Here is a 26452-nt window from a genome sequence, read left to right on the forward strand (position 1 = left end):
GAGGAATTGTGAGGTATCAGAAGGGTTTTGGTACATGACTGGTATTCTTAAATAGCTATCTAGAATCACACTCTTGTCTGCTTCTTTTGTCTGTATTGACTGGGTGACAGCTGATGCTTTTGCTTGAACATGCGAGAAAAATGAAATGCAGAAGCAAAGCCACATTGCTCTGAAATGAGACTAATGGGAAGGTCGGTATGTCGCAGTAAGCCTTCAGAGCGCTCTATTCGAAGTCGCCACAAATAGCGCATAGGGGTCATATTGAAGTTTGTCTTAAACTGATTGATAAGATGATTGACCGAACAATGAGAGGCCTGCGCAAGGTGCTCTAACTGAATGTTTTGAGTGTATTGATTTTGCATATACTGCGTTGCGGCTCTGATGATTCGTGAGGCAGGTTGTGGCCGAGCGCAGATGTCTAGATTGGCGATTTCTTGATAGTACTGCAACAGTGTTTCGCCTAAGCGAAAGAGTATTTTCCGGTTGTTAACAGTCTGGGTGCTGGTCACATTCAGACCTAACTCCATCAGTTGCTCTACTTCTTGGGTAACAGGCAATACCACTGGAAGTTTAGCCAATTGATCAGTTAGCTCTTTTGGGCAGTACTGAAAGTCTAACTGACACCAAGAATGCTCGGTTTGTTGTTCACGATGGAAAAAGAATTGTTCTTCTCGTTGGGGTAATTGCAATGCCATGTGTCCTGGCAATAACGTGTAAGTCTGTCCACCAACCACGATGTCGATTCTACCCGACAGCAAATAAATAAACTCTACGCCTCTTTGGATACGTGGGCCTAAAACGCTTTTGGGTGGGTGCTTAACAAAGCCAAAATACACTTCACTAAGTGCTAGGGGGAGAGAAGAGGTAGTGTCATTTATCATGACAGACTATTCCTTTAACGGTGGTACGCTGAGTAATAAAATAAAAGTAAATACACAAGTCCACCGGGAGTCATAGATAGACCTCCGCGCTCTATTAGCGTGGTGGCCTATCTATGAAGTGATTAACAGTAGAAGCTTGGACGATCTGGCAAGTTGATTGGCTCAATCAAGCCACTTTCTTGTGCTTTCACACAGGCATCACCAGATACCGCTGCAGCAAGGCCGTTCCATGAGGATGGACCGGTTAACTTGCCAGCTTGCACGCCATTGATGAAGTCTTGCAGTTCAACATCATAGGATTCTATAAAACGGTCTTTCCAATCCGTTAGGATAGATTGTCCTAAATTGGCGTTTTTACGCATGCTAAGAGCTTGAGGCTCAGGCAAGTTCGCGACACCTTCTTCACCCACGACAGAACATTGGATGTCGTAGCCGTATTGGCAGTTTACGAATACTTCTACGTCTATGCGAGTGCCTTTCTTCGTTTCCAGCATGACAATTTGTGGGTCAGCAACTTTACTGTGAGCGTATTTTGATTTGCGTGGGAACACGACTTGGGCAGACACATATTCGTCATCTAGTAGCCAGCGGAATACATCCAATTCGTGGATAAGCGTGTCATGAATGGCCATTGGTGTAATGTACATTTCTGGCACGCTTGGGTTGCGGTGTGCTGCGTGAATCATTAATGGTTCGCCGATAGCTCCAGAGTCAATGGCTTGTTTTAGCATTTTGTAGCCAGAGTCGTACGGGCGCATGAAGCCAACTTGCACAAGACGTTTTCCTGCGGCCATTTCGGCGTCTACGATGTTCTGACAGCCTTGGGCTGTGGTTGCTAGTGGTTTTTCGCAGAAGACGTATTTGCCGGCTTTGATGGCGGCCAAAACGTATTCTTCATGAGTGCCGCCCCAAGAGGTTACCAATACGGCATCTACGCCGCCTTTTTCGATAAGTTCATGACCATCTTTATATATGGTCGCATTTAGTCCTAGAGACTGTTTTACTTTTTCTGCTTGCTCTTGGTTTACGTCTGTCAGGGCAATGACTTCTGCACCGGTTAGTGCATTAGTGATGCGTCGAGTGTGGTCTGCGCCGATAGCGCCCGTGCCAATTACGCCAATTTTAAGTGTCATGTTGCTTTCCTTTATCATTATTTTAATCGCGGTGGTTGTTTATACTGGTGGGTTATTTCCAATACTTGTCGACATAACGCTGGATTTCATCGCGCATAAAGCGTGACGATTGTTCCGCTCTTTCATCCCATGCAAAGACACAGCTTGACAGCACACCATCAAAACCAATGTCATGTAGAGTCTTAAAGAAGGTATCCCAATCGACTTCGCCTTCGCCTAGGTCTAAATGCTGGTGGACGCGAGCATTAGAGCCAGGTGGGTTGACGATATAACGTAGCTGTGACGACCCTTTATGGTTGTAGGTGTCGGCCACTCGCGCATGTTGCAAGATGCCTTTTGTGGATCGAATCGTCTCGGCTAAATCCTCCCCATAGTAGAAAGAATGAGGAGCGATATAAGAGCATTGAACCGCAGGAGAATTGATGGTTTTGATGATGTCGACCGCAGGCGCCATCTCTTCTATCCAATCTTCCGGATGTGGCTCCACACATAAAGTCAGTCCTTCTTTTTCCAACAGAGGAACAAGCACATCCATTGAACGCCAAAAAGCATTTTCACAGGCTTCTGGTGTGTGAATGCCCTGACGGTCGGCATTGGAACGTTCAGGAGAACCACCACGACCAAATTCAGAAATCAGCAATGGGTTATCCAACTCAACGGCGATTTCAATGGTTCGTTTCCAATTGTCCATGGCCATTTTCCATTCGTCTTCGTATGGGCTAGACCAACGATACATGGGCTGGAGAGTGGACAATGAAACGTCGTGATCTTTCATGGCTTTTTTAAAGCTTTGTAAACGCTCAGGATAAACGCGAGGACGAGTCCACCATTGTAAAAAGTCAGCCCGAGGGGACAATTCAATGTGGTCGTAGCCCATGTCTTTCGTGGCTCGGCACAGCGCTTCCAAGGAAAGGTGGCGGTGCATGTAAGGATCGAGTGCAATTTTCATAATAATAAAAACCTATTTTATGTATTTTTAAAAAATGAATTCGGTCAGCAATTACTGAGCTAAAGATTGGTTAACAAAATCAATACTGTCTTGAACCGCTTGTTTTGGGTTTGAAAGATCCCACACTTTTTTCGAGAAAGGTTCGAATGACACGGGCCCCGAATATCCTGCCGCTAATAAAGTACGAAGCTGCTCCACATTGTCCAAGCGGTCTTCAGGGCCTACGAGGACGCGATCACCATCTAGCATGTCATTAAAGGTAATGTCGTCTTCTAGACCGGAGATATGTATGAGTCCTGTGCGTTCAGGGAAGAATTCATCTTCGCCAGCGCCCTTATGGTGGAATGTGTCGTGAACAAGAGAGAATCTATCTTGCTGGCCAACCGCATCTATGGCGTCTAAAGCGACACGTTTGGAGCGAAGTGAAGAAATCGGGAAACCTAATGGTTCTACAAAACCTTTTAAATCGAACTCTTCGAGTATTTTTGCAAGTTCAGAAAGCGCGAATTTGAGGTCTTCGAAACTTACCTCATTGCCATCATTTAAAGGGCAAACAACCAAGCCTTCCGCCTTTGCGGCTTTCGCTAGTGTCGCCATTTCACGAGCTTGTTGGGCACGTTCTTCATTCCATACGTTGAAAGGATATAGGGCATTTATAGACAATACTTTGATGTTTAATTCGTTTGCGAGTTGACCTGCCATTTGAGCAGATGCCAAATCGGTTAGGCTGTTATCACCAACATCATTACGAAATTCAACGGTTTGCGCACCGAGTTGTGACGAGAGAGTGAGAAATTCTTTGATAGAATAAGAAGGACAGACCATATGGTTCAAACCGAATTTCGGTAACATAGACATGCTTTTATACCTTTCTGTAGAGTCTCGTACTTTCTCTTTAGTAATTCAAAGAGCAGAATGAGAGCGTGATTTTTAGAGTTATTTTTAGTGCTTGCATAGTAGCGCTGAGAAAAAAAAATCGTCAATCAAGATTGTTATAAATCACTCATTAACTATCAAAAAACATCATTTATAGGGAGAATCGTAAATCCTAATGAAATTAAAACTTTGGACTTGACAAAATAAGCCACATGGATCAAATTGGAACGTATATTCCATGTTTAATTTTTATGGAATATATATATTTGAATTGATTATGCGAACGAAATGCGATGATTGATTCGATAGTTTAGAGGGAAAGAGCTTTGTTGAGTCTGTCGAGCCCCTTGCTTCTAGACGCGCTTTACCGGAAAAAATAAAAACAACTAGAGCGTATAAACGCTTATTTTCGAGGAAATCGTACAATGAAAAAATTACTGCTTACTGCTATAGCTTCTTCAGTTATTGCTACATCTGTTTCTGCTGCTGATTTAAAAATTGGCGTCTCTATGGCGCTTTTTGATGACAACTTTCTAACCACTTTGCGTAATGGCATTCAATCGGCTGCTAAAGAGCAGGGCGTTGATGTCCAAATCGAAGATGCCAAAAATGGCGTTGGCAATCAGTTGAATCAAGTCCAAAACTTTATTGCTTCTGGGGTGGACGCCATCATCGTTAACCCTGTTGATACTGATGCAACGGTCTCTATATCTGATGATGCTCAAGCCGCTGGCATCCCGCTCATTTATGTTAATCGCCAACCAATTAATGTGGACTTACTTCCTGATGATCAGGCTTTTGTGGCGTCTGATGAGAAAGTATCAGGTACCTTGCAGACTCAAGAAGTGTGTCGTTTGATGGGCGGTAAAGGCAACGTTGTGGTGATGATGGGGGAATTAACCAACCAAGCAGCATTGCAAAGAACGCAAGACATTCACGATGTGATTGCAACGCCTGAGTGTTCTGGATTGAAAATTGTTCAGCAGCAAACAGCTGAATGGTCTCGTACGAAAGGCAGTGACTTGATGACTAACTGGATCGCTGCAGGTATTCAGTTTGACGCGGTTATTGCCAACAACGACGAAATGGCGATTGGTGCGGTTCAAGCACTTAAAGCCTCCGGTCGTTCAATGGATGATGTTGTGATCGCTGGGATTGATGCGACGGTAGATGCGTTGGCTGCCATGAAAGCAGGTGAGCTTGATGTGACGGTATTTCAAAGCGCGGACGGCCAAGGTCGTGGTGCTGTTAATACGGCAGTCAAACTGATTAATGGTCAGAATGTCGATCGTAAAGTGTGGGTGCCATTTGAATTGGTAACCCCAAAAAATCTTCATAATTATATGAAGTAAGCGTGCTAAAGCAAAAAATTAACCCCGTTAAATTAAAATAAAAATTGGAGGGATTGCGTTATGAATAGCGCAGCAGTTGAGGAAGCAGTGCCTGTAAATGGCGCAATTCCCCGAGATCAATCGTTTGAATATGTATTGGAAGTTGTCAATGTTCGTAAGGAGTTTCCTGGCGTGTTGGCATTGGACAATGTGGAGTTAAAAATTCGCCCCGGCACGGTGCATGCACTGATGGGGGAGAATGGTGCGGGTAAATCCACGCTAATGAAAGTGATTGCGGGGATTTACCAGCCCGATAGTGGTGAGGTTAAGCTGAGAGGCGAAGCCATTACCTTAGAAAATCCTCTTAAAGCTCAAGAATCTGGTTGTTCTGGTCAAGTCCAACCGGACACTTTCCTAAAGGAGTTTTCATACTCAATGGGTGATTGGTCGCCATTCGACGAATGTAATCGCTCCAGATTGTAATATTTCACATAGGCCGCAACATCTTGCTTCATATGCTCTCTTGTTGGTTGTGCTACCTTGAACAACCAATCATGTTTTAAACTGCCGAAGAACCTTTCAACCACGGCATTATCCCAACACGCACCGACGTCACCCATGCTAGAGCGGCAATCAAGCCGTTTTAATAGGCTTCTAAAGCGTTTACTCGTGTATTGCGAACCTCTATCGCTATGAAATACTAAGCCCTTTGGCGGCTGTCGTAAGCGATGTGCTTTTAAAAATGCTTGCTCAATTAAGTCTGTCGTCATACGTTTTGACGTGTGCCAACCCACTATGCGACGACCAAACAAATCCATTACAATAGCAAGGTATAGCCAGCCTTCGCCTGTTTTTAAATATGACACATCCCCAGCCCACACCTGGTTCTGGCCTAACGGGTTAAAATTCATGTTCAATAAATTATCAGCTACAGCATCACTGTCTTTGCGCTTTGTTGTGACTTTGTAAGGGATACGCTGCTTAACGACTAACCCCAATCGTTTCATCAAGCCAATGACACTATGCCGGCTAACATCAAAGCCTTCTTTGCGAAGCTTTTTCCCAAGCTCACGGCTACCCAAACTGTCTCGACTATCTTCAAAAAGCGCCTTCGCCCTACGATGTAAATTCAGTGTTTGTGCACTGATAATTATCGCGGGACGTTTTCGCCAAGCATAGTATGCAGATTTGCTAACGCGCATCACTTTACACGATATGACAACTGGGTACTGCTTACCTAAACTTTTGATAAATGAATATTTTATTTCATTTCTTTTGCGAAAAACGCTGAAGCCTTTTTTAATATTTCGCGCTCCATTAGCAAGCGCTTATTGTCTTTTCTGAGCTGAGCGAGTTCAGCCCGCTCATCCTTCGACAACTCTGAATCTTCATTTTGTTGTTTAAACTTCGCTACCCAGTTATAAAGTAGCTTGTCAGTGATATTCAGTGAAGCGGCAGCCTCAACAACTGAGTAACCTTGCTCAATCACCAGCGCCACCGCTTCTTGCTTAAAATCGTTTGGATATTGTTTGTTAGTACGTTTAGTCATTTTACACCTCAATAATTGGATATTATCCTTTATTGAAGTGTCCGGCTAATTCAACCACAACAGGTATTGCCATGATCCATCAAGAGTTACTGTTGATGAATCAAATGACAGTGGCTGAGAATATTTGGATTCGCCGTGAACCTAAAAATACCTTTGGTTTAATCGATCACTCTGAAATGCATAAGATGACAGAGGATCTGTTTGATCGTCTCAATATTCACCTAGATCCAGAGGCCGAGATAAGCACCTTGTCTGTGGCCAATCGGCAGATGGTCGAAATTGCAAAGGCGGTTTCTTTTAACTCCGATGTGCTGATCATGGACGAACCGACCTCAGCAATTACTGAGACAGAAGTAGCTCACCTTTTTGATATTATCCGCAGCCTGCGTAAACAAGGCATCGGTATCGTTTATATCACCCATAAAATGAATGAATTGTTTGAAATCGCGGATGAGTTTTCTGTTTTTCGTGATGGGAAGTACATTGGAACGCACGCGTCCAGTGATGTCACTCGTGATGACATTATTCAAATGATGGTCGGTCGCAGTGTTGATCAAATGTTCCCAAAAGAAGAAGTGATATTAGGCGACGTTTTATTGTCGGTGAAAAATCTTACCTTGGAAGGCGTTTTTCATGATGTTTCTTTTGATGTTCGAGCGGGTGAGATCTTAGGTTTTGCAGGCTTAGTCGGCTCGGGTCGTTCGAACGTAGCGGAGGCTATTTTTGGTGTGACGCCGGCGGATTCTGGCAGCGTTTGGATTGAGGGGGAAGAAGTTCATATCAAGAACCCAAATGACGCGATCATGCAAGGCATGGCATTTTTAACAGAAGACCGCAAAGAGACCGGCTGCTTTCTGTCTTTGGATATTCAAGAAAATATTCAGTCGGCGGTATTGCATGAAAACTTCGTCAATGGTGGTGGTTTTGTTGATCAAGTTAAGCTGAATGAAGAATCCGAAGCACTGTGTCAAAAGCTTCGTGTTAAGACGCCGAATATGGAAGAGGCGATTGAAAATCTTTCTGGAGGCAATCAGCAAAAAGTGCTGATAGCTCGTTGGTTGTTGACTCACCCTCGTATTTTGATCTTGGATGAACCCACTCGAGGAATTGATGTTGGCGCTAAGTCTGAGATCCATTCTTTGGTCACGCAGCTCGCTCACAAAGGGGTGGCGGTGATTATGATTTCGTCCGAATTGCCAGAAGTGTTAGGCATGAGTGACAGGGTGTTGGTGATGCATGAAGGGCATGTAACAGGAATATTGGATCGTTCCGAAGCTGACCAAGTATCGGTAATGAATTTGGCCGCTCAATAGAATAAGAATTAGAAAAAAATAAGAGGTTTTTATGACTACGTTAAATGACACCGTGAACTTGGAAAAAGAAAGTCAGGGTATTAAGAAAAAAAGAAAGATTCCTTCTGAGATCAGTATATTACTGGTCTTGATTGGTATTTCTATCATGTTCGAAATACTGGGTTGGATTTTTGTTGGTCAAAGCTTTTTGATGAACATGAGTCGCCTCCAAATTATCGTTTTGCAGGTCTCTGTTATTGGCATTATTGCCATCGGGGTCACCATGGTCATTATAACGGGAGGCATCGATTTATCGTCCGGTTCCGTTGTGGCCATGTCAGCCATGATTGCAGCGACGTTTGCTCAATCAAGTAGCTGGCCAAAAGTATTGTTTCCGACTTTGACAGATTTGCCATTTGTGGTGCCATTGATTGTTGGTTTGGCCGTTGGTGCATTGGCGGGTTTTGTGAATGGCTGGTTGATTACTAAAACTAAGATTCCACCGTTTATTGCCACTTTAGGGATGATGGTGTCAGCACGTGGTGTGGCACGCTGGTATACCGATGGTAGCCCAGTGTCTGGTTTCACAAAAGAATTTGCTATGTTGGGTAATGCGTTGGATCGTTGGATGCCAGTGGTTATCTTCATTGTCGTGGCGATCATTTTTCATGTAGTGATGCGTTACACTCGCTTTGGTAAATTTACTTATGCCATTGGTGCTAACCCTCAGGCGGCACGTGTTTCTGGTATTAACATTGATCGCCACCTTATTAAGGTCTACACCATTGCCGGTTTGCTGGTTGGTTTAGCGGCTATGGTTGCGATTGCTCGTATTAAAACAGCGCAAGCAGGCATGGGGCTCATGTATGAGTTGGATGCGATTGCTGCAGCGGTTATTGGTGGTGTGTCCTTGTCTGGTGGTCGTGGTCGTATTGCTGGTACGGTGATCGGTGCACTGATTTTAGGTGTCATGTTATCTGGTTTTACCTTCCTGCGAATTGATGCTTATTATCAAGACATCATTAAAGGCGCGATTATTGTCGTGGCGGTGGTGATTGATCAGCAGCGTCAGAATAAGCGTAAGAAAACCACTTAAGGTATTTATCGTCTCTGTCGGGTATCTGAACGCCCAGTTGCAGCTCTTTGTTTTTTAACATTGAGCTGCTTTTTTATGTGTGGTGTTAATGAGTTTTTAAGTGTTTTGCTTAAGTGAATGCGTTGAGCGTGTTGAATGTTCAAGTGGATTGAATAAAGTAATGCACAGATAACCTATAAAGCCCTATTGTTGAATTTATAGGTTTTCTGCTACATGGAGGTCGACGCTCAATTGAACAGGAGCAAGAGGGTGGCATTTTTTACTGCTAAAGGACTCTGCAAATAATTCAGCTAAACGGGAGGCGAGTTTTTGTACGGGGGTGGCGATGATCATGTCGATCGTACCATCGCTCAATGCAAGACGAGTATAGGAGGTTAATTCATTGCAAATTAGCGTAATTTGCTGGCTTTTCCCCGCCTCTTTTAGGGCTTTAATAATGCCTTTCACGCCGCCGCCAGCGCTATAAATGGCGGTTAAATCCTCAGGGTGGTTATTCAGCAATGTCTTCGTTGCTTGATAAGCCAATGTATCATCATCCAGACTCGTTAGTGGAGAAAGTAGCTCATACGAGTGTTTAATTTCTCGAAAATAAGAGATGAAGCTAATTTCTGCAATGTCTTGATTCAGGTAGCGGTGGCTGCCTAGCAGTATGCCCACCTTGCCTGCCTTTTTTGTCAACCTGGAAATGGCCCAAGCCGCCGTTCGTCCAGCTTTTCTGTTGTCCACGCCAATGTGGCCAGTACAGGTATTCGTCGACAGGGGGGATAGAATGGTAAAAACGGGTGTGTTGTTTTCGGTGAGCTGCTCAATATGTCGATTAAGTATATGATCATCAAGCGCTACCAAGGCAATACCGTCGGCGTGTTTGCTCTCTTTGATTATTTGCTCTGTGATGTATTCTGGCGTCACTTCGTCCATGAAAACCACATTCACTTCAAATTGAAATTGAGTCTCTTGAGAGCAAGCAGAGCGAATAGCGGCACCTAACCCTTCGTAAAACTCATCGTTGCTGCGTTGCAATAAAATAGATAAGCGTTTGAATGGCTTGGATTCCCGTACGCGCTTTTTCAGTAATCCTGTGGCATGGTAGCCAATGTCTTCTGCCGCGATAAGCACCCGTTGAGAGGTGGATTCACGAACTTTGGAGCGCTTATTCAATACTCTATCCACAGTAGCGATACTGACGCCCGCCGCTTCTGCTAAATCATGAATAGTGGGTCTTTTTGACATAGAAAATAGCCTGATACTCTGGGGTATATTATTGTTATTGGAGTCGGTTGTTTACGATGGCACTTTATTCTGCTGAGTCATTCTTCTCGTCAAATTGATAGAAAAAATTCCATAAACAGTAGAAACTGATGCCTGCAGCAATGATTCCCCAGAAGGGTTCACCAGATAGCCATTCTACTAATGTCCAAGCAAAACAAAAGAGAGTAGCGGCGACACGACGCCATTTAGGTTGAAAAAACTTGCGGTCTGTTTCGTTCAAGGGAAATGTCCTATTTGATAATTTTTTTGTATAAAGTTGTGTTCTTAAAGCGTCGGATTACTAGACATGTTAGCAATCACTAAGTTAGAATTTTTATTCCAAAATTGCAATAATTTCTTCTCTCACGATAAACCTACAGACCTTTCGGTATGGTTGATATTCGCTGTTTTAGAGAGAACTTTGATACAGAGAATATGTCATGATTGATACGGCACCAGAATCCCTCTCCGATTTGAAAGAAACCATAAAATTGCATTACCCCAAATTAAGCAAGCGCTTGCGTCAAGTGGCTGAGTTTGTTCTTGATGCTCCGAGTGATGTGGCGTTTGGTACGGTGGCCGTGCTATCTAAAGACGCAGGCGTTCATCCGTCCACATGGGTACGTTTTGCGAACGCGTTTGGCTTTAGTGGCTTTAGTGAAATGCAAAAACTGTTTCAACAGAAATTGATGGAAGAGGCGCCGAATTACCAAGATCGCATTCGTATGGCACGAGAAGTATTTGGTGATGAAGGCAGTGATCAGTCACCAGCGCAATTGTTGAGTCGTTTTTCTCACGCTAATGCGATTGCGTTAGGGCATTTGGGGGAGACAACCGCTCCAGAGGATCTGGACAAAGCCATCCAGATTTTATCACAGGCTCATGCTGCTCATATCGTGGGTGTAAGGCGTGCGTTTGTGGTAGCGAGTTATTTTGCTTATGCGTTACGTCATATTAACCAAAAAGCGTATTTGGTGGATGGCGTGGGTGGCATGTTCAAAGAACAAGGCAGTTCTTTGGATCAAAATGATGTGCTGATCGCTGTCAGTTTTTATCCATACGCAGAAGAAACGCAAAGTGTCGCCAAAGCCGCAGCAGAGAAAAATGTGCCTTTAATTGTCATTACAGATAATCAAATCAGCCCGTTAGCATCCATTGCGTCTGTGTGTTTTGTGGTGAAAGAAGCCGAAATCGATTCGTTCCGTTCTTTGTCTTCGTCGTTGTGTTTGGCGCAGGCGCTGTCGATTGGATTGGCTTATGAGTTAGAAAGGAAGAACGCTTAGACTGGCTCCGGGCTTAGTTTCAGAAGCCAAGTCTGCGTTATCTTTGGTGTACCTACCGAACTTGGTCCGATAAAAAACGAAGGCTTATTGTGCTTTCGTTTTGCTGTTTCCTAGGGAAATATGACGTGATCCTGTTAGCTGTGATTGACCGCTAACCCCTGAATCGATTTTATCTATCTGTCCACCGCGAGCAAGAAACTCTTGCATTTGCTTTTCTATGGATTCCGAAGTTTCCGAAGCTGCCGGCTGTTTCTTCTTAGTTGCCATGATAAATAGTCCTTGTTTTTAGATTGGGCAAGGACTATACCAGAATTTCATAAAATTTGCTTGTTATTGGCTAACGTCTGCAATCGTGTGTCTATCGTTTACGCTGCAGACGGTGGCCATGGGCTTTTTCTCAGTGTGAATGAGGGTGATATCGACGAATGATTGGGTTGAGCAATCGTGCTAACCAGCCGGTAAACTCAATCGGAGCGTCTAGTACGGTTAAGCAAATGCATTCGGCGTCTTTGGTGACAATGGGCTTATGTTTGTGGCTCGCATCACGGTTAATAAAATCGCCTTGGCGATACACGCCACTTTCATCTGAAAAAGCCCCTTCTAATACAAGGGTAATTTCATCGCCCGTGTGTGTGTGGGTTGGCATATGCGCCCCAGCTTTCACTCTGGTTAGTGCAATTTGCGCACCGCCTTCTTCGTTGTAAAGCGTGGCGATTTTGAACGACGGCGAGAGTCGCGTCCAAGTGAGATCGTCGTAGCTTTTGGTAATGAACTGACGCAAGCTGCGAGGAATCGTGTAGTCCTCCCAGCGATCGTAGTGGTGCTCGGCGGCCAAGGTGTTGCCGTCCAGCTGTGTCTGTTGGTCTGTCTGAGTCTTGGCGGTTAAGTTGTCAAAAAAGCGGTCTTTTAAACTGCTTAAGCGACGATCTTCCACCGTTGTATTTTCAAACAGCTGGGCGCCAAGCACTTCAAGCTTTCGAGTTTGTTTTTGGCACTCGGTACAACGCTCTAAATGCGTAGATACGCACAAAGAATGGGCAAGTGGCAAGGATCCGGCGGCGTAGTCGGTCAGAATTTCAATCGATGGATGGTAGTGGATCATCGATACTACCTCTTAACGTAAATAGTGAGTTTGTGTAAGGCAAGTCGTACTCGAGATTTGATGGTTCCGAGTGGCAAAGAGAGTTCTTCAGCGGCCTCCTTGTGAGTTTTGCCTTCTAAATACACCTTTGCTAAAACTTGTTTTTGGTCCGCAGGCAGTTTGCTCAAACCTTGTTGGATGCGTTCTTGGTCTTTCTTTTGTTGTGCGTCTTTAAAGGGGTCTGCGTTTTCATCGACAATGTATTGCCAAAGATATTCAGGGTCAATGTCCGACTGGTGACGGCTGTTTTTGCGAAGGTAATCAATTCGAGCATTTCTAGCCAAAGTAAACACCCACGTATTGAGTGATGCCGATTCTGGCTTGTACGTGTGTGCTTTATTCCAGATACGGATCATGACTTCCTGTGCGATGTCATCGGCCATTAAATTAGAACCAGGCTGAGCAGCAAGGCAAAATGCTCTCACTTTTGGCACATAATGATCGAAGAGGCGCCCTAGAGCGCTTTGGTCTCTGTGTTCCGCTATAGCCGACATGTCGGCTAATCGTTGCTCGTCAGGTAAAAGTTGGGGTGCGCGTTCCATTTATGGCTCCGAAATCGAAAGCTGTTATATTCAATACTATACGACGGGGCGATGCGCGTGGATCACTTTGCGCGATTCTTATTTTTAAAGTGTCGCCATTATTATGTGTTCTTTTGTGTCTGTTATTTTAGATAAAAGTGATCTAAGAACCCCTTCAGCACGTATTCACTGATAATAAACACACCCGAAAGGGCATTGACTAAGGCAAGTGATGAGTATGGCAGGCGCTAAAATGAATTCCAATCCTTTGTTAATAGAGCGCTTCAAAGCGTTTTATCAAGATGTTAAGCACCCTCAATTGGATAAAATTGATGACGTTTACGCCCAAGATGTGCTCTTTAAAGACCCTGTTCATGAAATTCGCGGCGCAGAAAATTTGCACGCTTACCTTTCTGAAATGTGTGTCAATGTCCACAGTGGTCGTTTTGAATTCTTAGATCAACTGGCGTCTGATAACACGGCTTACATCAAATGGAATATGCATTTTAAACACCCAAAGCTGGGGAACAAGACGGTAACGGTGCGCGGCATGAGTCAAATACAGTTTAACGAACGTGTTTATTTTCATGAAGACATTTACGATCTTGGTCAAATGGTTTATGAACATGTGCCCGTGTTGGGCTCTGTGGTAAAAGGCTTAAAGAAACGGTTAGCAACCTAACATAAGGGGAACACGGTGGCTCATAAAACGGATCACGATGTCGTTTGGATTACTGGAGCAAGCTCGGGTATTGGTTTTGCTTTAGTTAAACAATATCTGGACGCGGGTTGGCGAGTCATAGCGAGTGCGAGAAAGCCCGGCGAGTTGTCGGCATTATTCGCGTCGCATTCATTGCTGAGTTTTTTGCCTTTTGATGTCACTGACAGCGATCAGGTAGAGACAGTTAGGCAAGCGCTTTTGTTGAGTACAGAGCACCTTGATTGCGCGATCTTAAACGCAGGGACGTGCGAATATTTGGAGATGACTACTTCGCCGATAGATTGGGAGATGATGGACCGGGTTATGTCGGTCAATTTTTTTGGACTCGTTAACAGTGTCGCGCTGTGTTTGCCATTACTCAAAAAGTCGTCCTGTGGGCACCTTGTTGGAGTGAGTTCTCAAGCGGTGCAAGCGGCCTTTCCTCAGGCGGAGGCGTATGGTGCGAGCAAGGCGGCCGCACGGTACTTTTTGTCGTCTCTGAGGATGGACTTAAAACCCTTTAAGATTGATGTAACCTGCTTGCTACCTGGCTTTGTAGACACCCCTTTGACGCAGAAAAACACCTTTTCGATGCCTTTTTTGATGTCAGCAGATGACGCGGCAAAAAGAATGTTTTCTGCATTGCAGTCGCGACCTTTTGAGTTTGCCTTCCCTAAGCGCTTGTCCACTATGCTGTGGGTTGCTCGCCACTTTCCTAAGTGGTGGCTCGGTAAGGTAGCACCTAGGTAGAGACCTGTAATCAACAGGATAAGGGACCAAGTAATTCTTATACAAAAATTCATGGGGTTTATTTTTTACCTTGTGGATTTTAGTCTGGTCTTGAGTGCAACTTTTAACACCCATTGCGGCCTAAGCGGTAGGCGCAGTGACCGATCTGCATGGCGGGTTAATAATCGATGTTTAAGGAGACAATGAGTGAAAGTAGCCATAATAGGGTCAGGGATTTCAGGATTAACCAGCGCGTATCTTTTGAATAAAGAGCACGATGTGACGGTGTTTGAATCGGCTGGACGTATCGGCGGTCACACGGCGACGATTGAAGTGCCCGAGGGCGACAGTATACGCGCCATCGATACGGGTTTCATTGTGTTTAACGATTGGACTTACCCGAATTTTATTCGATTAATGGATGAACTTGGTGTTCATTCAAAAGCCACTGAAATGAGTTTTAGTGTCAGTTGTCAGCGTACAGGGTTGGAATACGGTGGCAATAATTTGAATACACTGTTTGCACAGCGCCGAAACATTTTTAATGTGCCGTTTATGGGCATGTTAAAAGACATTCTCCGATTTAACAAAGAAGCCATTCAGGATTTGGAAAGTGGTCAGTTAAAAGAAGGCGTCACACTGGGTGAATACCTCAAAGCCAAAGGGTATGGCGCTCGTTTTGCTAGTCATTATTTGATCCCAATGGGCAGTGCAATTTGGTCATCGACGTTAGACGAAATGATGGCATTTCCTCTGGTGTTTTTTGTACGTTTTTTCAAAAACCACGGTCTGTTGAGCGTGAACAATCGTCCGGAATGGCGGGTAATTAAAGGGGGTTCGTCGGCTTATTTACCTTCGTTAACCGCCTCTTTTAAAGACAAGATACAGTTGAACACTCACATTAAATCGATTACGCGTTCTGAGTCGGCGGTTAATATCTTGTTTGCAGACGGTTCCGAGCAAGTATTCGATCAGGTGGTGTTTGCGTGCCACAGCGATGAGGCGTTGGCTTTGTTGGCAGACCCAACGCAAGACGAAAAAACCGTATTAACGGCGTTACCTTACCGCAACAATGATGTGGTGTTGCACACAGACACTCGTCTGTTGCCGAAGAAAAAACTCGCTTGGTCAAGCTGGAATTATCATCTAGGCGAAGACAGAACCAAGCCGGCAACGCTCAGTTATAACATGAATATCTTGCAGCATTTCACAAGTGATACCACTTACGTCGTGACGCTCAATCAAACCGACATGATCGACGACAAAAAAATCATCGGGCGCTTTCAATATTCCCATCCAACTTTTACTTTGGACGGCATTAAGGCGCAAGACCGCTGGCAAGATATCAATGGTGTGAAGAATACGTGGTTTTGTGGTGCCTATTGGCGCAATGGCTTTCATGAGGACGGTTGCTGGAGCGGTGTTCGTGTCGCCAATGGGCTCGGTGTTGTATGGTAGATTTTGTACCTAAGCACAGCGCTATTTACCATGGTACAGTGAGGCATCGGCGTTTCGCACCTCGTGCTCATGGGTTTCGTTATTCGGTGTTTATGATGTACTTTGATCTTGATGAGCTTGATCGCGTGATGGCGATGAGTCGTTGGTGGTCGTTGAAATCGTCGGCTCTGGCGCGTTTTGATCGTGGTGATTACTTTGGTGACAACGCGATAGCGATCAAAGACGCCGTGTTGAGTGAAGTGAACAATCGCCTTGATCTGGCTTTATCTGGTCCGGTGCGTATGCTGACAAATTGCCGTTATTTTGGTTTTATCATCAATCCCATAACGATTTATTATTGTTTTGACGAACAGAACCAGCTGCAAGCTATGTTGCTTGAAGTGACGAACACGCCTTGGAAAGAAAAAGTGGCCTATGTGCTTCGGTGTGATCCAGAGAAACGCACTCAACGTATGACTTTTAACAAAGAAATGCACGTGTCACCTTTTCATCCAATGGAGCAGTTTTATGACTGGCGTAGTAATCAACCGAACCAAAAACTAGCGGTTCATATGCAGAACAAAGAGTTGGTTGGTGAGTCTTTGGTATTTGATGCGACCTTATCGTTAACCCGCAGGCCACTGACAGCGGCCTCTATGGCGAGAGTGCTTTTTACTTACCCAGTTATGACCCTCAAAGTAGCCTGCGGAATTTATTGGCAAGCGCTCAAAATTTGGATGAAGAAAATTCCTTTTCATTCACATCCGAGTCAATCATCCTCTTCCACTACCCATAATACAAAGTAGTAACATCCACTAGGAGACAAACAACAATGAACTCCGTCAGTATGGAAAATCAGAAAGTGATAAAGAATCGAACAACAACATGGTTTGACAAGGTCGCGCGTAAAATGGTGTTTGCCATGTTAGGCCGATTAGAAATAGGCCATTTGACATTAGAAGAAAATGGCGAAACCTACTTATTTGGTGAACCAAAAGACAGCGCCACTTACAGTGCACACATTCATATTCATGATATTCATACTTATCGAGACATATTTTCGAACAGCAGCATCGGCGCCGGTGAAGCTTATATGAAGGGTTGGTGGTCTTCTGCGGATGTGGTGGCGGTTATTCGTTTGATGGTGGCCAATTTGAATGTGATTAATAAGATGGACGCCAAACGTCCTATTTGGAGCCGTATTGGCGCCAAAGTCATACACAAATTAAACGCCAACACGAAAAAAGGCTCCAAAGAAAACATTTCTGCCCATTACGACCTTGGTAATGATTTTTTCTCGTTATTTTTAGACCCTACGATGATGTATTCTTCTGCTGTTTATCCACAAATTGACTCTTCTTTGGAAGAAGCGTCGGTGAATAAACTGGACCGTATTTGCCAAAAGTTGCAACTGGGTAAAGAAGATCATCTTGTTGAAATTGGTACTGGCTGGGGCGGTATGGCCATTCATGCGGCCAAGCATTATGGCTGCCAAGTCACCACAACAACGATTTCAAAAGAGCAATATGAGTTTGCTAAGTCGCGGGTTGAGGCAGAAGGTTTGCAAGACAAAATCACCCTGTTGTTAGAAGATTATCGTGATCTACAAGGTCAATATGACAAGCTGGTTTCTATCGAAATGATCGAAGCTGTCGGACATGAGTTTTACGACAGTTATTTTTCTAAATGCAGTGCTTTATTAAAGCCTCATGGGGTTATGGTGATTCAGGCCATTACTATTGCAGATCAACGTTATGACTATGCGCGTCGCTCAGTCGATTTCATTCAGCGTTACATTTTTCCGGGCGGTTGTTTGCCCTCAAACCAAGTTATTGCTCATAAGATTGCCTCTAAAACAGACATGCAAATTGTGGGTTTGGAAGACATTACCGAGCATTACGCAAAAACGTTGGCGGATTGGCGGACGCGTTTTCACGCATCGCGTCATGAGGTGGCCGAGATGGGCTTCGATGATGTTTTCTGTCGTATGTGGGACTTTTATCTCGCGTATTGTGAAGGCGGCTTTAAAGAGAGAGCGATCAGTACGGGGCAGTTTGTGTTTGCGAAGCCTGAGCATCGTTTGTCTATCTAAATAAACACAGGGAGCCAACGGCATGAAACCGTTAAAGCCATTAATAAATGCTGTGTTGTTTCAAATCGTTTGGTTTGTTTGTTTGTTAGCCGGAAATGTCTGGGCGGTTGTTATAACGGCTTTGTATCTGGTGTTGCACGATCGTTTTTTCATGCGCCGTCGACGAGAATGGCGTTTATTACTCGCTTTTTTAGGGTTAGGTATCTTAGTTGATGGCACTTTATTTCAGCTTGGCATTTTTGCATCAACCGAGGATTTTTTGTCAGCTTATAAATTGCCGCCTATCTGGCTGCTGTGTTTGTGGATCAGTGTCGGTACCTTGTTTGTTCACAGCTTGGCATTTTTACAATCACGGTATTGGTTGAGTGCTGTGTTGGGCGCGATAGGGCCGACAATGAGCTATTTTGCCGGCGCGAGTCTGGCCGGTATTACTTTGGCTCAGCCCACCGTATTGACCTTGGGGATTATCGCGATTATTTGGGCATTGGTCATACCGTTCGGCGTTTGGATGAGCGAGAGGTGGGGGTTGTTTCAATCGAGTGAGGTCGCAAAGTGAGAATATTTATGTCAAATAACACACGAATACTGCAACCGCTAATCTTGTTATGCAGTGGGCTCTTGTTGAGTGTCGCCAGTGTCGCCAGTGAACCTTTTGCTAAAATGGTAGGCAGTGCTTACAGCATCAAAACCGGCTCTTTAGTTTATAGAGAAACCCATCAGCCCCTAGAAAATGGTTTTTATCAAGTCGAGTATTCTGAACCTGAGGGGCAAGTGTTTGGCAGTAAAATGTTAAATTTTTCAATGTCCGCTGTCACACCAAACTTTTTACAGGTTAACGAGCGTAATGGCGAGCGAACTGAGGTGAAGGCGGTTCAGGGTAAATTAGAGATGATTTATCAAGAAAATAGCCAGTCATCACCCAGTAAAAAGTCCGTGTCTTTAAAATCCGGTATGGTGGTAGATGCCGGTTTTGATGCTTTTATAAAGCAATATTGGGATGCTCTGGTGTCCGGTAAAACGCTTGATGTTGACTACTTGGTTCCCAGTGAGCTGACCACCTTTGCGTTTCGTTTTAGCCGAGTGACGTGCCTTGATGAGACGCCCCTTAATGCTCAATGTTTTTCTCTGTCGCCTATTTCTTGGGTAGTCAAGTTAGCGGTAGACCCCCTTATTGTCGCTTACGATTCAACAAGCAAGCGCTTGTTGCGTTTCACGGGCCGAGCCAATATTTGTGATGCACAAGGCAAATACGAAAGTGTGGATATTCAATACCGCTATTTTTAATTTACGGGCTTAATTTGATAATTTGGAGAAGTAATATGGGTTCTTTATGGCGCTCAATGGTAATGAAAGTGGCCGCTTTGCTGTGCTTGTTTACGCTGACGGCGTGTTCCACGACGGACCTGTCTATTTACGCTAAAAACGAGCCAAAATTCGAACTGCAAACCTTCTTTTCTGGTTCTTTAACCGCCCACGGTATTTTAAAAAATCGCAGTGGTGAAGTGATTCGCTATTTTAATGCCACACTGGATGGACAATGGGAGAACGGAGTGGGCACATTGGCTGAGGTCTTTGTGTTTGATGATGGCGAAGTGCAAAATCGTACATGGATCATGACGCCAAATGAGCAGGGTGATTACACCGCAACGGCCAATGACGTGGTCGGTTCTGGCAACATCAATATCTCGGGCAATGCGTTGTTTATGAACTACGTCTTACAAGTGCCCTACGACGGTGATTTGCTTGAAGTGAATGTTGATGACCGCATGTACATGGTCAAAGAAGGCGTTGTTATAAATGAGTCTGTAATGAGAAAGTTTGGTATTGAAGTCGGGTATTTATCGATAGTGATCGAGAAAACGCCGGGCTAAAAGTCTTGGTTAGAATGTCCTTTTAACGGCCTATTTGTGGGGCGGTTGTTACCGTCAAAAAATGCCATATTGGGTGGCTTTTTTTGTTGGTGCTTTTTTGTATTTGTGTGATCATGCGTTAGTCTTACAAAAAATTACATCAAACTGATGTAAAGTATTTGTAGACCGCTGGAAAGGATGACCAAGTATGATGAAAACGACGCTGCCACACATTTCTTTTAAACAAAATATCTTGATCGTCCACGTTTTTTTATCCTTGCTTGTGTGCTTAACGTTTTTCACAGCGGGACTGTATATTTATCTGCTTGCGGAGGTAGAAAGTAAAACCCGTTCTGCTCACGCGGTGCTTAGCGATCAGATGAATGGTATCGTCAAAGAGCTGAAACACGTCGTCGACGAATCGGCTCAGACGTGTGAGCAAGCCGATACCATTCGGCTGCAGCGTGCGGTGTTTTTTTCGCCAACGTTTAAAGAGTTTGGTCTCTTTGACGAAGGTTTTACGGTGTTTTGCTCAAGTATTGGCGCGATCGATATTACCCTTTACAGTTCAATTATTGCTCGTATTACGGGCAGTAAAGAGCGGACTACCGTGTCTTTAATGCGCTCTACTACACTGAGCGAATCAACCTTTTTTGCTTTTTATCAACGCCCCGATGGGCTCGGTATCAATGGCTTGGCGCCCCCTGAAATATTGACCAACCTTTTGGACCCGATCCTGTTGCCCGAGTTTTTTTATGCGTTAACGGTGGGTAAGCAGATACTCGTTTCGAGCCGCCAAGGCGACGACTTAAACATCCTCGCTAAACGAAGCGTGACGTTAGAGGATTGGGCAATGACCTTGGACGTGTCCCTGCCTTCTGGCTTGTATTGGCAGACTCTATTTTCATTGTTGCCCTTTATTGTGGTGTGTTGGCTGCTGCTGAGTATCGTTTTTTACGCTTCGCATCACATGTTTTTCTATTATCGGCGGTCATTGCGGCATTGTCTTAAACGAGCCATTAAAAACGGTACGTTGGAGGTTCATTTTCAGCCGATTGTGTCGCTAAACACTGAGGTGAATCACGAATTAGAGGCCCTTGTTCGCTGGTATTCCCCTTTGCACGGTCAGGTGCCTGCGTTGGTTATTGTTGATATGGTACAACGATTGGGTCTAATCGATGACCTGACTTGGATGGTGATTCGAAAGGTGGGCGATTTATACCGAGCATACCCACAGCCACTCAACAACATTCACATCTCGGTGAATGTGGACCGACACAGCTTATTGAAAGAGTCTTTTGCGACGACCTTATGCGATATTTTGCAAGAATACCCAGAACTCAAAGGCCGGCTTGGGTTGGAAGTGACGGAAACCAGTGTGTTAACAATGATTGAGCTACCTGTTATGGTCAGTCGTTTTGAGGGTATTAAAGCCTTGGGTGTTGGCTTGTCAGTGGATGATTTTGGAACCGGTTACGCCGGTTTAGACTTTTTACGCCGGTTTCCTTATGACACCCTAAAATTAGACCAAGTGTTCATTGCAGGCTTGAAAGAAGACCCATTTACCCGTCAAATACTCACGTCTGTCACCAAGCTGGCAAAAGAACTGAACATGGCGTTAGTGGCTGAGGGTGTCGAGCGAAAAGACCAACTAGACGCGGTTCGAGCGCTCGGCGTCGATAAAGTACAAGGCTACTATTTCTGTCGGGCTTTACCTAAAGAGCAAGTGATTGCCTGGCTTGAAAAGAACATTCACCACTGTCCATAATTCAAGCGGTATGTAAGGACAGCGTCGCTGTATGGGCTGTAAGATTGTATTCTTGCTTGGCTTCTCTTACTCTTTAGCGCTCAAATTTTACGGTCAAGGTTAGATAATATGGCGACGCTGGTTTTCCGATTAAAATACGTGCCCGACGAAGAGGCGGATGCTATCCGCCAATTGTTAATGGATCACGATGTTGCTTTTTACGAAACCAATGCGGGTCGCTGGCAGATCTCGATGGCAGGGTTATGGGTCAAAGACAAAGCGCAAGCCCAGCAAGCAAGAGCGCTGATTCTTGAGGATCAGAGCGAGCGAGCAAATGGCATGCGACCTATTTCGTTGGGGCAGTGGGTGTTGGGCTACTTTCAGCATGCTCGTCAAAACCCAGCTGAAGCTTTTTTTACGCTGGTTGCCGTATTGCTCGTGTTGGGCTTGTCGATTGCGCCCTTTACACTCTGGCTGTAATGTTTAGGCCATTATGATGCTTGCGTTGTTGCGAAGGCTGTCATTAGGAAAGTTTAGCAAGTAAGGCGGCTTTGCGTTGCACTCGAGCACTGATCAGTTGCACATTAATGGCGCTGGCGACCACGATAAACATGCCAAATAGACTTAATATGTCGGCGTGTGATGTCGGCTAAGCATCCGTTAGCCAATAAGCCCCGCCTAAGTTTAGAGGACTATTTAGCGTATTCGCATGTACTGGTTAATCTGGGTGGCAGCCATTCCGTCATAACAGATGCCCTGCTGGGTGAACGCGCCCGTGAGCGGCGTTTTGCTTTTCGAACGCCTTATATGTTGGCCGCACTGGAAACCGTTGGTAGAACGTCGTTATTGATGAGCAACAGTGGCTTGTTACCAGAGCGCTTTCGTCAGCAATTTGGGCTGGTGGTCAAAGACTTACCGATGGATTTTCCTTTTATTCGTTATTATTCTAGCTGGCCTAAAACCGTCGAAAATGACCCCGGTGTGCAATGGTTTAGGGGGATTTGTGAACGAGTGGTAAAAGCGTTGATTCCTTACCCTGAGCCCTGAACCCTGAACCCTAAAGCCAATGCACTTTTAGGCCTCACCTTAGAATTCAGTTATACTCACATTTTGATCTAACACAATGGCAGCACAGTGGCTTTAAAAAGCAAGAACACGAAAAGCAAACGCACGAAGAAGCTTGAACTCCATCCACGTAATCCGCATCGTGCGCGTTACGATTTTGCTTTATTAGCCGATTCTTGCCCTGAACTTAGCCGTTTTATTCTGTTGAACCAGTACGGCAACGAATCTGTAGATTTCGCCAATCCTGAGGCGGTAAAAACCCTCAACCGCGCTTTGCTGAGCCATTTTTATGGCGTGGCATTTTGGGACATTCCTGCGGGGTATTTGTGCCCACCGATTCCAGGGCGTGCGGATTACATTCATTATTTAGCGGATTTGTTGGCGACCAGCAACCAGGGTGTTATTCCTCGCGGTAAGGGCGTTAAGGTGTTGGACGTGGGCGTTGGGGCCAATTGTGTGTATCCCATTATCGGACATCAAGAATATGGCTGGCAGTTTGTCGGTTCGGATGTCAATACGGTGGCCGTGGCGACATGCGAGGCGATTGTGGCTTCAAACCCTTGTTTGAAAGGCGCCATCAGCGCACGCCTACAAGCGCAACCGGCTAGGCTATTTGACGGTATTTGGAAAGACAAAGACCGCTTTGATCTGACCTTGTGTAACCCTCCTTTTCACACTAGCGAGTCAGCGATGGTGGGTGAATCGCAACGCAAATGGCGCGGCGTAAAAAGCCAATCTGTGGACGCCACGCCTCAGTCAAATCCTACCTTGAATTTTGGTGGTACAGCCGCTGAGTTATGGTGCGAGGGAGGAGAAGCGGGCTTCATTACGCGCATGATTAAAGAAAGTGTGCAATACGGTGAACGTTGTTTTTGGTTTACGTCTTTAGTGGCTCGACAGCATAATTTAGACGCCATTTATCGCGTTTTAAAAGAGGTCGGCGCCGTTCAAGTAAAGACGATCAATATGGCACAAGGTCAGAAGATCAGCCGGTTTGTCGCATGGAGCTTTTTGGCGGATGATCAGGTGGATTATTGGAAAGATCATTATTGGCAAACTTAGCCGATGTCACTAAAGCGTGTCAAAGTGTTAAGCCCTATTCTTTAATGGGCTTTGAGCTGTTAGCTTAGGGTCAGTGATGCCGAGCCAGTGATAGAATATGATGTGTATTTAAGAGGTTTTAGCGTGTTAAAAAGTTTTCAAGCACGGTTGATCATGTTTATTTTAGTGTTGCTTGCACTGGCGCAATTGGGCACCGCCCTGGCGGTTTTGTCGTCTTTGAAAGAAGGCAACTATAAACAAGGTGTGCAGTCCATCGACGTATCTCGAAACGTATTCGACTTATTTTTGGCCAGCCGAGCCGAGCAGTTAACGAAAGGTGTTGAAATACTCACCTCTGATTTTGGCTTCAAGCAAGCCGTGGCAACCCGAGAAACGGGCACCATCCAATCGGTACTTGAAAATCATGGCGCTCGTATCAATGCCGATGTGTCCATTCTCGTATCACCCAGTGGTGAGCTGATCAGCGCGACTCAAAACATAGACTTGAACAATACCATTGGCGACCTTGTTGTCGCAGCGCGTCGTTCTGGTGGGTCGTCTATTAGCACCATGATCGCGCTGAATAATTTGGCGTATCAGCTCGTTTTGGTTCCTATTCGAGCGCCTAATATCATTGCTTGGGTGGGCATGGCTTTTTTGTTAGATCGAGCGTTGGCGGAGCAAATCAAAGACGTTACCGGGTTGGATATCAGCTTTGTGTTTGAGAAAGACAATCAATTGTTTAGCGGCGGGTCTACTTTACCACAAGACGAAAAAGCAACGCTGCTTAAAAGTATCGATAATATTCAACGTATTCTTGTTGAGCCGGCTTTTTCGAACGATGAAAAGTACCTCACGCTTGGCATGGATCTGGGGATTCCCAATCAATGGGGCATGATTCACTTATCGTATGGTCCTTGGTTGCAAAGCTACAATGATACGCGCAAACAGCTGGTGTTGATCTTTACCGGTGCCTTAGTATTGGCGTTGCTTTTAGGAGTGGGATTGGCGCGTAATATGACGCGCCCCATTAGCCGTTTAGTAGAATACGCGACTCAAATCGGTCGAGGTGAGGCTAAAGATAAGGTAACGGCCCCTGAGATAGAAGGGGAGTTTGGTGTGTTATCTCACACTATGAAAACCATGCAAAACGCCATCATCAATAGGGAAAAAGAGCTGACGTTTCGAGCTTCCCATGACGTATTAACCGGCCTGTTTAATCAGAGTGCGGTTGAGCAGTTTTTAGGTAAAACGTTACCTAAAGAGCAAGGTGGATTGGTCTTGGTCAATATCCGACATTTTAAAGACATCAATAATATGTTGGGCTTTGATGTGGGCAATGTGTTGTTGTCTAAAATGGCCGAACGGCTTCAGGGATGGGGGCATGATGCCAATATGTTGGCGCGCTTAAATGGCGATAAATTTTTGCTGATCTTTGATCGAAACATCACTTTGCAAGATTGCAGCGAGTTAAAGTGTTTGTATGCCAAAGAATTTGAAGTGGAAGAAGGTTCTAGTATTCGGTTAGACATCAGTATTGGTGTGTTGCCTTTTGAACATGCTACGAGCAGCGTTAACAGCACCATGCGTCGCTTGGATATTGTGGCGGATGAGGCACGTGAATCGAGTGAATTATGCGTTTTTTATCAAATTGGCCAAGACGAAAACCACCGTCGCCAGTTGAGCATTATTCGCGATTTACCTGCTGCTTTGGTTAACAATCAATTGTTTGTCGTATATCAACCCAAAGTGGGCTTAGCGTCTGACGACTGTCACGAAGCCGAAGCGCTGATTCGCTGGGTTCATCCTGAGCTGGGCTTTGTCCCGCCTGATGAATTTATAGGTTTATTGGAACACGCAGGCATTATACAGCTCCTTACAAAATGGGTTTTGGAAACCGTCTTATCACAGCTTAGTCAATGGTGGGCGCTGGGTCATGAGATTCGTGTGGCGGTCAATTTATCGGCTCACGATTTGGTCGACGAAAACCTGCCCTCCATGGTGTCAGACGCGCTAAAAGCCAACCATTTACCCGTGCGCGCGCTGGCGTTAGAAGTCACGGAAAGTGCGGTCATGAAAGATCGTGTGCAAGTGATCCGTGTATTAAAAGCGCTACAAGATAGGGGGGTTCATCTTGCCATTGACGATTTTGGCACTGGTCAATCCTCGTTGTCGTATCTACGAGAATTGCCTGTGAATGAAGTGAAAATTGATCGTGCTTTTATCCAGTACATTGACACGAATAAAGACGACGAATTCATTACCAAGGCGACCATCGATTTGTCCCACAGTCTGGGCTTTCAAGTGACCGCCGAAGGCGCTGAAAACGCCGAAGGCGTTGCACTATTAAGGCAGTATCATTGCGACAAAATACAGGGCTATTTCTTTTCTAAGCCACTTGTGGCAGACGCGTTTTTTCAATGGCGTGAGGCGTTTCATCGGCGATAAGCCGCCCAATGATTGGCTTTGTTTGCAGCCAGGTTAAGGTAAA

The 26452-nt window shown here is 45.0% G+C and carries 27 protein-coding genes and 1 pseudogene; 18 read left to right on the forward strand and 10 right to left on the reverse strand.

Annotation, left to right across the window (positions count from 1 at the left end):
• Positions 1-65: 65 nt before the first annotated feature.
• The 4 genes from FXV75_RS01325 to FXV75_RS01340 all read right to left on the reverse strand — a co-directional run bounded on the left by FXV75_RS01325 (position 66) and on the right by FXV75_RS01340 (position 3821).
• A complete protein-coding gene (locus tag FXV75_RS01325; RefSeq protein WP_148830828.1) occupies positions 66-881 on the reverse strand; it encodes a helix-turn-helix domain-containing protein in 816 nt (271 codons plus the stop codon).
• Between the two features lie 122 nt (positions 882-1003).
• Positions 1004-2014, reverse strand: a complete 1011-nt coding sequence (locus FXV75_RS01330) for a Gfo/Idh/MocA family protein (RefSeq protein ID WP_148830829.1) — start codon at positions 2012-2014, stop codon at positions 1004-1006.
• A 52-nt stretch (positions 2015-2066) separates the two neighbouring features.
• Positions 2067-2963 (reverse strand): sugar phosphate isomerase/epimerase family protein, encoded by an 897-nt coding sequence (locus tag FXV75_RS01335; RefSeq protein WP_148830830.1) that lies wholly within the window; start codon positions 2961-2963, stop codon positions 2067-2069.
• A 51-nt stretch (positions 2964-3014) separates the two neighbouring features.
• Positions 3015-3821: a TIM barrel protein gene (locus FXV75_RS01340; RefSeq protein WP_187424832.1), complete on the reverse strand. Its 807-nt coding sequence runs from the start codon at positions 3819-3821 to the stop codon at positions 3015-3017.
• Positions 3822-4264: 443 nt separating this feature from the next.
• On the opposite strand from FXV75_RS01340, the gene FXV75_RS01345 reads away from it, so the two are divergent.
• On the forward strand, positions 4265-5191 hold the full coding sequence (locus FXV75_RS01345) for a sugar ABC transporter substrate-binding protein (protein WP_148830831.1): 927 nt from the start codon (positions 4265-4267) through the stop codon (positions 5189-5191).
• A gap of 60 nt (positions 5192-5251) precedes the next feature.
• Positions 5252-5554, forward strand: a pseudogene (locus FXV75_RS01350) (ATP-binding cassette domain-containing protein); the annotation flags it as partial.
• A gap of 8 nt (positions 5555-5562) precedes the next feature.
• Here FXV75_RS01350 and FXV75_RS01355 read toward each other — a convergent pair.
• Positions 5563-6719, reverse strand: a protein-coding gene (locus FXV75_RS01355; RefSeq protein WP_187424833.1) for an IS3 family transposase whose coding sequence is annotated in 2 segments (ribosomal slippage) — positions 5563-6449 and positions 6449-6719 — 1158 coding nt in all. Because the reading frame shifts where the segments join, the coding sequence is not laid out codon by codon here.
• A 32-nt stretch (positions 6720-6751) separates the two neighbouring features.
• Between FXV75_RS01355 and FXV75_RS01360 the strand changes: the two genes are divergently transcribed.
• Both FXV75_RS01360 and FXV75_RS01365 read left to right on the forward strand, forming a co-directional pair.
• Positions 6752-8032: a sugar ABC transporter ATP-binding protein gene (locus FXV75_RS01360; RefSeq protein ID WP_262368432.1), complete on the forward strand. Its 1281-nt coding sequence runs from the start codon at positions 6752-6754 to the stop codon at positions 8030-8032.
• Positions 8033-8063: 31 nt separating this feature from the next.
• Positions 8064-9107 (forward strand): ABC transporter permease, encoded by a 1044-nt coding sequence (locus FXV75_RS01365; protein ID WP_148830833.1) that lies wholly within the window; start codon positions 8064-8066, stop codon positions 9105-9107.
• 195 nt (positions 9108-9302) lie between these two features.
• Here the strand turns inward: FXV75_RS01365 and FXV75_RS01370 are convergent, their stop codons facing one another.
• Both FXV75_RS01370 and FXV75_RS01375 read right to left on the reverse strand, forming a co-directional pair.
• Positions 9303-10337 carry a LacI family DNA-binding transcriptional regulator gene (locus FXV75_RS01370; RefSeq protein WP_148830834.1) on the reverse strand — a complete coding sequence of 345 codons (1035 nt, stop codon included), beginning with the start codon at positions 10335-10337 and terminating at the stop codon, positions 9303-9305.
• 64 nt (positions 10338-10401) lie between these two features.
• Entirely contained in the window at positions 10402-10596 is a 195-nt protein-coding gene (locus tag FXV75_RS01375) for a hypothetical protein (protein WP_148830835.1), read from the reverse strand.
• 199 nt (positions 10597-10795) lie between these two features.
• Here FXV75_RS01375 and FXV75_RS01380 point away from each other — a divergent pair, with 199 nt between their 5' ends.
• The gene (locus FXV75_RS01380; RefSeq protein ID WP_148830836.1) at positions 10796-11638 is read left to right on the forward strand and encodes a MurR/RpiR family transcriptional regulator; all 843 of its coding nucleotides are present in this window, start codon (positions 10796-10798) and stop codon (positions 11636-11638) included.
• Between the two features lie 84 nt (positions 11639-11722).
• Here the strand turns inward: FXV75_RS01380 and FXV75_RS01385 are convergent, their stop codons facing one another.
• From FXV75_RS01385 to FXV75_RS01395, 3 genes are all read right to left on the reverse strand, one after another.
• Positions 11723-11905 (reverse strand): hypothetical protein, encoded by a 183-nt coding sequence (locus tag FXV75_RS01385; RefSeq protein WP_024025667.1) that lies wholly within the window; start codon positions 11903-11905, stop codon positions 11723-11725.
• 130 nt (positions 11906-12035) lie between these two features.
• On the reverse strand, positions 12036-12740 hold the full coding sequence (locus tag FXV75_RS01390) for a ChrR family anti-sigma-E factor (protein WP_148830837.1): 705 nt from the start codon (positions 12738-12740) through the stop codon (positions 12036-12038).
• 5 nt (positions 12741-12745) lie between these two features.
• Complete coding sequence (locus tag FXV75_RS01395; RefSeq protein ID WP_148830838.1) at positions 12746-13321, reverse strand: RNA polymerase sigma factor; 576 nt, start codon at positions 13319-13321, stop codon at positions 12746-12748.
• A 232-nt stretch (positions 13322-13553) separates the two neighbouring features.
• Between FXV75_RS01395 and FXV75_RS01400 the strand changes: the two genes are divergently transcribed.
• From FXV75_RS01400 to FXV75_RS01465, 13 genes are all read left to right on the forward strand, one after another.
• Entirely contained in the window at positions 13554-13982 is a 429-nt protein-coding gene (locus FXV75_RS01400) for a nuclear transport factor 2 family protein (RefSeq protein WP_262368433.1), read from the forward strand.
• Positions 13983-13997: 15 nt separating this feature from the next.
• Positions 13998-14750 (forward strand): SDR family NAD(P)-dependent oxidoreductase, encoded by a 753-nt coding sequence (locus tag FXV75_RS01405; RefSeq protein WP_148830840.1) that lies wholly within the window; start codon positions 13998-14000, stop codon positions 14748-14750.
• 186 nt (positions 14751-14936) lie between these two features.
• On the forward strand, positions 14937-16187 hold the full coding sequence (locus FXV75_RS01410) for an NAD(P)/FAD-dependent oxidoreductase (protein ID WP_148830841.1): 1251 nt from the start codon (positions 14937-14939) through the stop codon (positions 16185-16187).
• The gene (locus FXV75_RS01415; RefSeq protein ID WP_148830842.1) at positions 16181-16972 is read left to right on the forward strand and encodes a DUF1365 domain-containing protein; all 792 of its coding nucleotides are present in this window, start codon (positions 16181-16183) and stop codon (positions 16970-16972) included. Before FXV75_RS01410 ends, FXV75_RS01415 begins: the two co-directional genes overlap by 7 nt.
• A 26-nt stretch (positions 16973-16998) precedes the next feature.
• Entirely contained in the window at positions 16999-18258 is a 1260-nt protein-coding gene (locus FXV75_RS01420) for an SAM-dependent methyltransferase (RefSeq protein ID WP_148830843.1), read from the forward strand.
• Positions 18259-18280: 22 nt separating this feature from the next.
• Positions 18281-18814 (forward strand): DUF2878 domain-containing protein, encoded by a 534-nt coding sequence (locus tag FXV75_RS01425; protein ID WP_148830844.1) that lies wholly within the window; start codon positions 18281-18283, stop codon positions 18812-18814.
• Positions 18815-18822: 8 nt separating this feature from the next.
• A complete protein-coding gene (locus FXV75_RS01430; protein WP_148830845.1) occupies positions 18823-19542 on the forward strand; it encodes a hypothetical protein in 720 nt (239 codons plus the stop codon).
• A 35-nt stretch (positions 19543-19577) separates the two neighbouring features.
• The gene (locus FXV75_RS01435) at positions 19578-20129 is read left to right on the forward strand and encodes a DUF3833 domain-containing protein (RefSeq protein ID WP_148830846.1); all 552 of its coding nucleotides are present in this window, start codon (positions 19578-19580) and stop codon (positions 20127-20129) included.
• A 187-nt stretch (positions 20130-20316) separates the two neighbouring features.
• Complete coding sequence (locus FXV75_RS01440; RefSeq protein ID WP_148830847.1) at positions 20317-21876, forward strand: EAL domain-containing protein; 1560 nt, start codon at positions 20317-20319, stop codon at positions 21874-21876.
• A 108-nt stretch (positions 21877-21984) separates the two neighbouring features.
• A complete protein-coding gene (locus FXV75_RS01445; protein WP_148830848.1) occupies positions 21985-22335 on the forward strand; it encodes a DUF6164 family protein in 351 nt (116 codons plus the stop codon).
• A gap of 162 nt (positions 22336-22497) precedes the next feature.
• Positions 22498-22902 carry a LysR substrate-binding domain-containing protein gene (locus tag FXV75_RS01455; RefSeq protein ID WP_262368434.1) on the forward strand — a complete coding sequence of 135 codons (405 nt, stop codon included), beginning with the start codon at positions 22498-22500 and terminating at the stop codon, positions 22900-22902.
• Between the two features lie 87 nt (positions 22903-22989).
• Complete coding sequence (gene rlmF, locus FXV75_RS01460; protein ID WP_148830849.1) at positions 22990-23982, forward strand: 23S rRNA (adenine(1618)-N(6))-methyltransferase RlmF; 993 nt, start codon at positions 22990-22992, stop codon at positions 23980-23982.
• 123 nt (positions 23983-24105) lie between these two features.
• Positions 24106-26409: a putative bifunctional diguanylate cyclase/phosphodiesterase gene (locus tag FXV75_RS01465; RefSeq protein WP_148830850.1), complete on the forward strand. Its 2304-nt coding sequence runs from the start codon at positions 24106-24108 to the stop codon at positions 26407-26409.
• Positions 26410-26452 lie beyond the last annotated feature (43 nt).

It is taken from the genome of Marinomonas sp. IMCC 4694, from assembly GCF_008122525.1.
Classification (GTDB): Bacteria; Pseudomonadota; Gammaproteobacteria; order Pseudomonadales; family Marinomonadaceae; genus Marinomonas.

What these genes read in the sequence shown, in the direction of transcription:
- FXV75_RS01435 (WP_148830846.1), top strand. Translation starts at nt 19,578, where the DNA reads ATGGGTTCTTTATGGCGCTCAATGGTAATGAAAGTGGCCGCTTTGCTG.
- FXV75_RS01425 (WP_148830844.1), top strand. Translation starts at nt 18,281, where the DNA reads ATGAAACCGTTAAAGCCATTAATAAATGCTGTGTTGTTTCAAATCGTT.
- FXV75_RS01335 (WP_148830830.1), bottom strand. Translation starts at nt 2,963, where the DNA reads ATGAAAATTGCACTCGATCCTTACATGCACCGCCACCTTTCCTTGGAA.
- FXV75_RS01445 (WP_148830848.1), top strand. Translation starts at nt 21,985, where the DNA reads ATGGCGACGCTGGTTTTCCGATTAAAATACGTGCCCGACGAAGAGGCG.
- FXV75_RS01330 (WP_148830829.1), bottom strand. Translation starts at nt 2,014, where the DNA reads ATGACACTTAAAATTGGCGTAATTGGCACGGGCGCTATCGGCGCAGAC.
- FXV75_RS01370 (WP_148830834.1), bottom strand. Translation starts at nt 10,337, where the DNA reads ATGTCAAAAAGACCCACTATTCATGATTTAGCAGAAGCGGCGGGCGTC.
- FXV75_RS01455 (WP_262368434.1), top strand. Translation starts at nt 22,498, where the DNA reads ATGTCGGCTAAGCATCCGTTAGCCAATAAGCCCCGCCTAAGTTTAGAG.
- FXV75_RS01385 (WP_024025667.1), bottom strand. Translation starts at nt 11,905, where the DNA reads ATGGCAACTAAGAAGAAACAGCCGGCAGCTTCGGAAACTTCGGAATCC.
- FXV75_RS01420 (WP_148830843.1), top strand. Translation starts at nt 16,999, where the DNA reads ATGAACTCCGTCAGTATGGAAAATCAGAAAGTGATAAAGAATCGAACA.
- FXV75_RS01325 (WP_148830828.1), bottom strand. Translation starts at nt 881, where the DNA reads ATGATAAATGACACTACCTCTTCTCTCCCCCTAGCACTTAGTGAAGTG.
- FXV75_RS01365 (WP_148830833.1), top strand. Translation starts at nt 8,064, where the DNA reads ATGACTACGTTAAATGACACCGTGAACTTGGAAAAAGAAAGTCAGGGT.
- FXV75_RS01400 (WP_262368433.1), top strand. Translation starts at nt 13,554, where the DNA reads ATGAATTCCAATCCTTTGTTAATAGAGCGCTTCAAAGCGTTTTATCAA.
- FXV75_RS01390 (WP_148830837.1), bottom strand. Translation starts at nt 12,740, where the DNA reads ATGATCCACTACCATCCATCGATTGAAATTCTGACCGACTACGCCGCC.
- FXV75_RS01340 (WP_187424832.1), bottom strand. Translation starts at nt 3,821, where the DNA reads ATGTCTATGTTACCGAAATTCGGTTTGAACCATATGGTCTGTCCTTCT.
- FXV75_RS01345 (WP_148830831.1), top strand. Translation starts at nt 4,265, where the DNA reads ATGAAAAAATTACTGCTTACTGCTATAGCTTCTTCAGTTATTGCTACA.
- FXV75_RS01380 (WP_148830836.1), top strand. Translation starts at nt 10,796, where the DNA reads ATGATTGATACGGCACCAGAATCCCTCTCCGATTTGAAAGAAACCATA.
- FXV75_RS01415 (WP_148830842.1), top strand. Translation starts at nt 16,181, where the DNA reads ATGGTAGATTTTGTACCTAAGCACAGCGCTATTTACCATGGTACAGTG.
- FXV75_RS01440 (WP_148830847.1), top strand. Translation starts at nt 20,317, where the DNA reads ATGATGAAAACGACGCTGCCACACATTTCTTTTAAACAAAATATCTTG.
- FXV75_RS01430 (WP_148830845.1), top strand. Translation starts at nt 18,823, where the DNA reads ATGTCAAATAACACACGAATACTGCAACCGCTAATCTTGTTATGCAGT.
- FXV75_RS01395 (WP_148830838.1), bottom strand. Translation starts at nt 13,321, where the DNA reads ATGGAACGCGCACCCCAACTTTTACCTGACGAGCAACGATTAGCCGAC.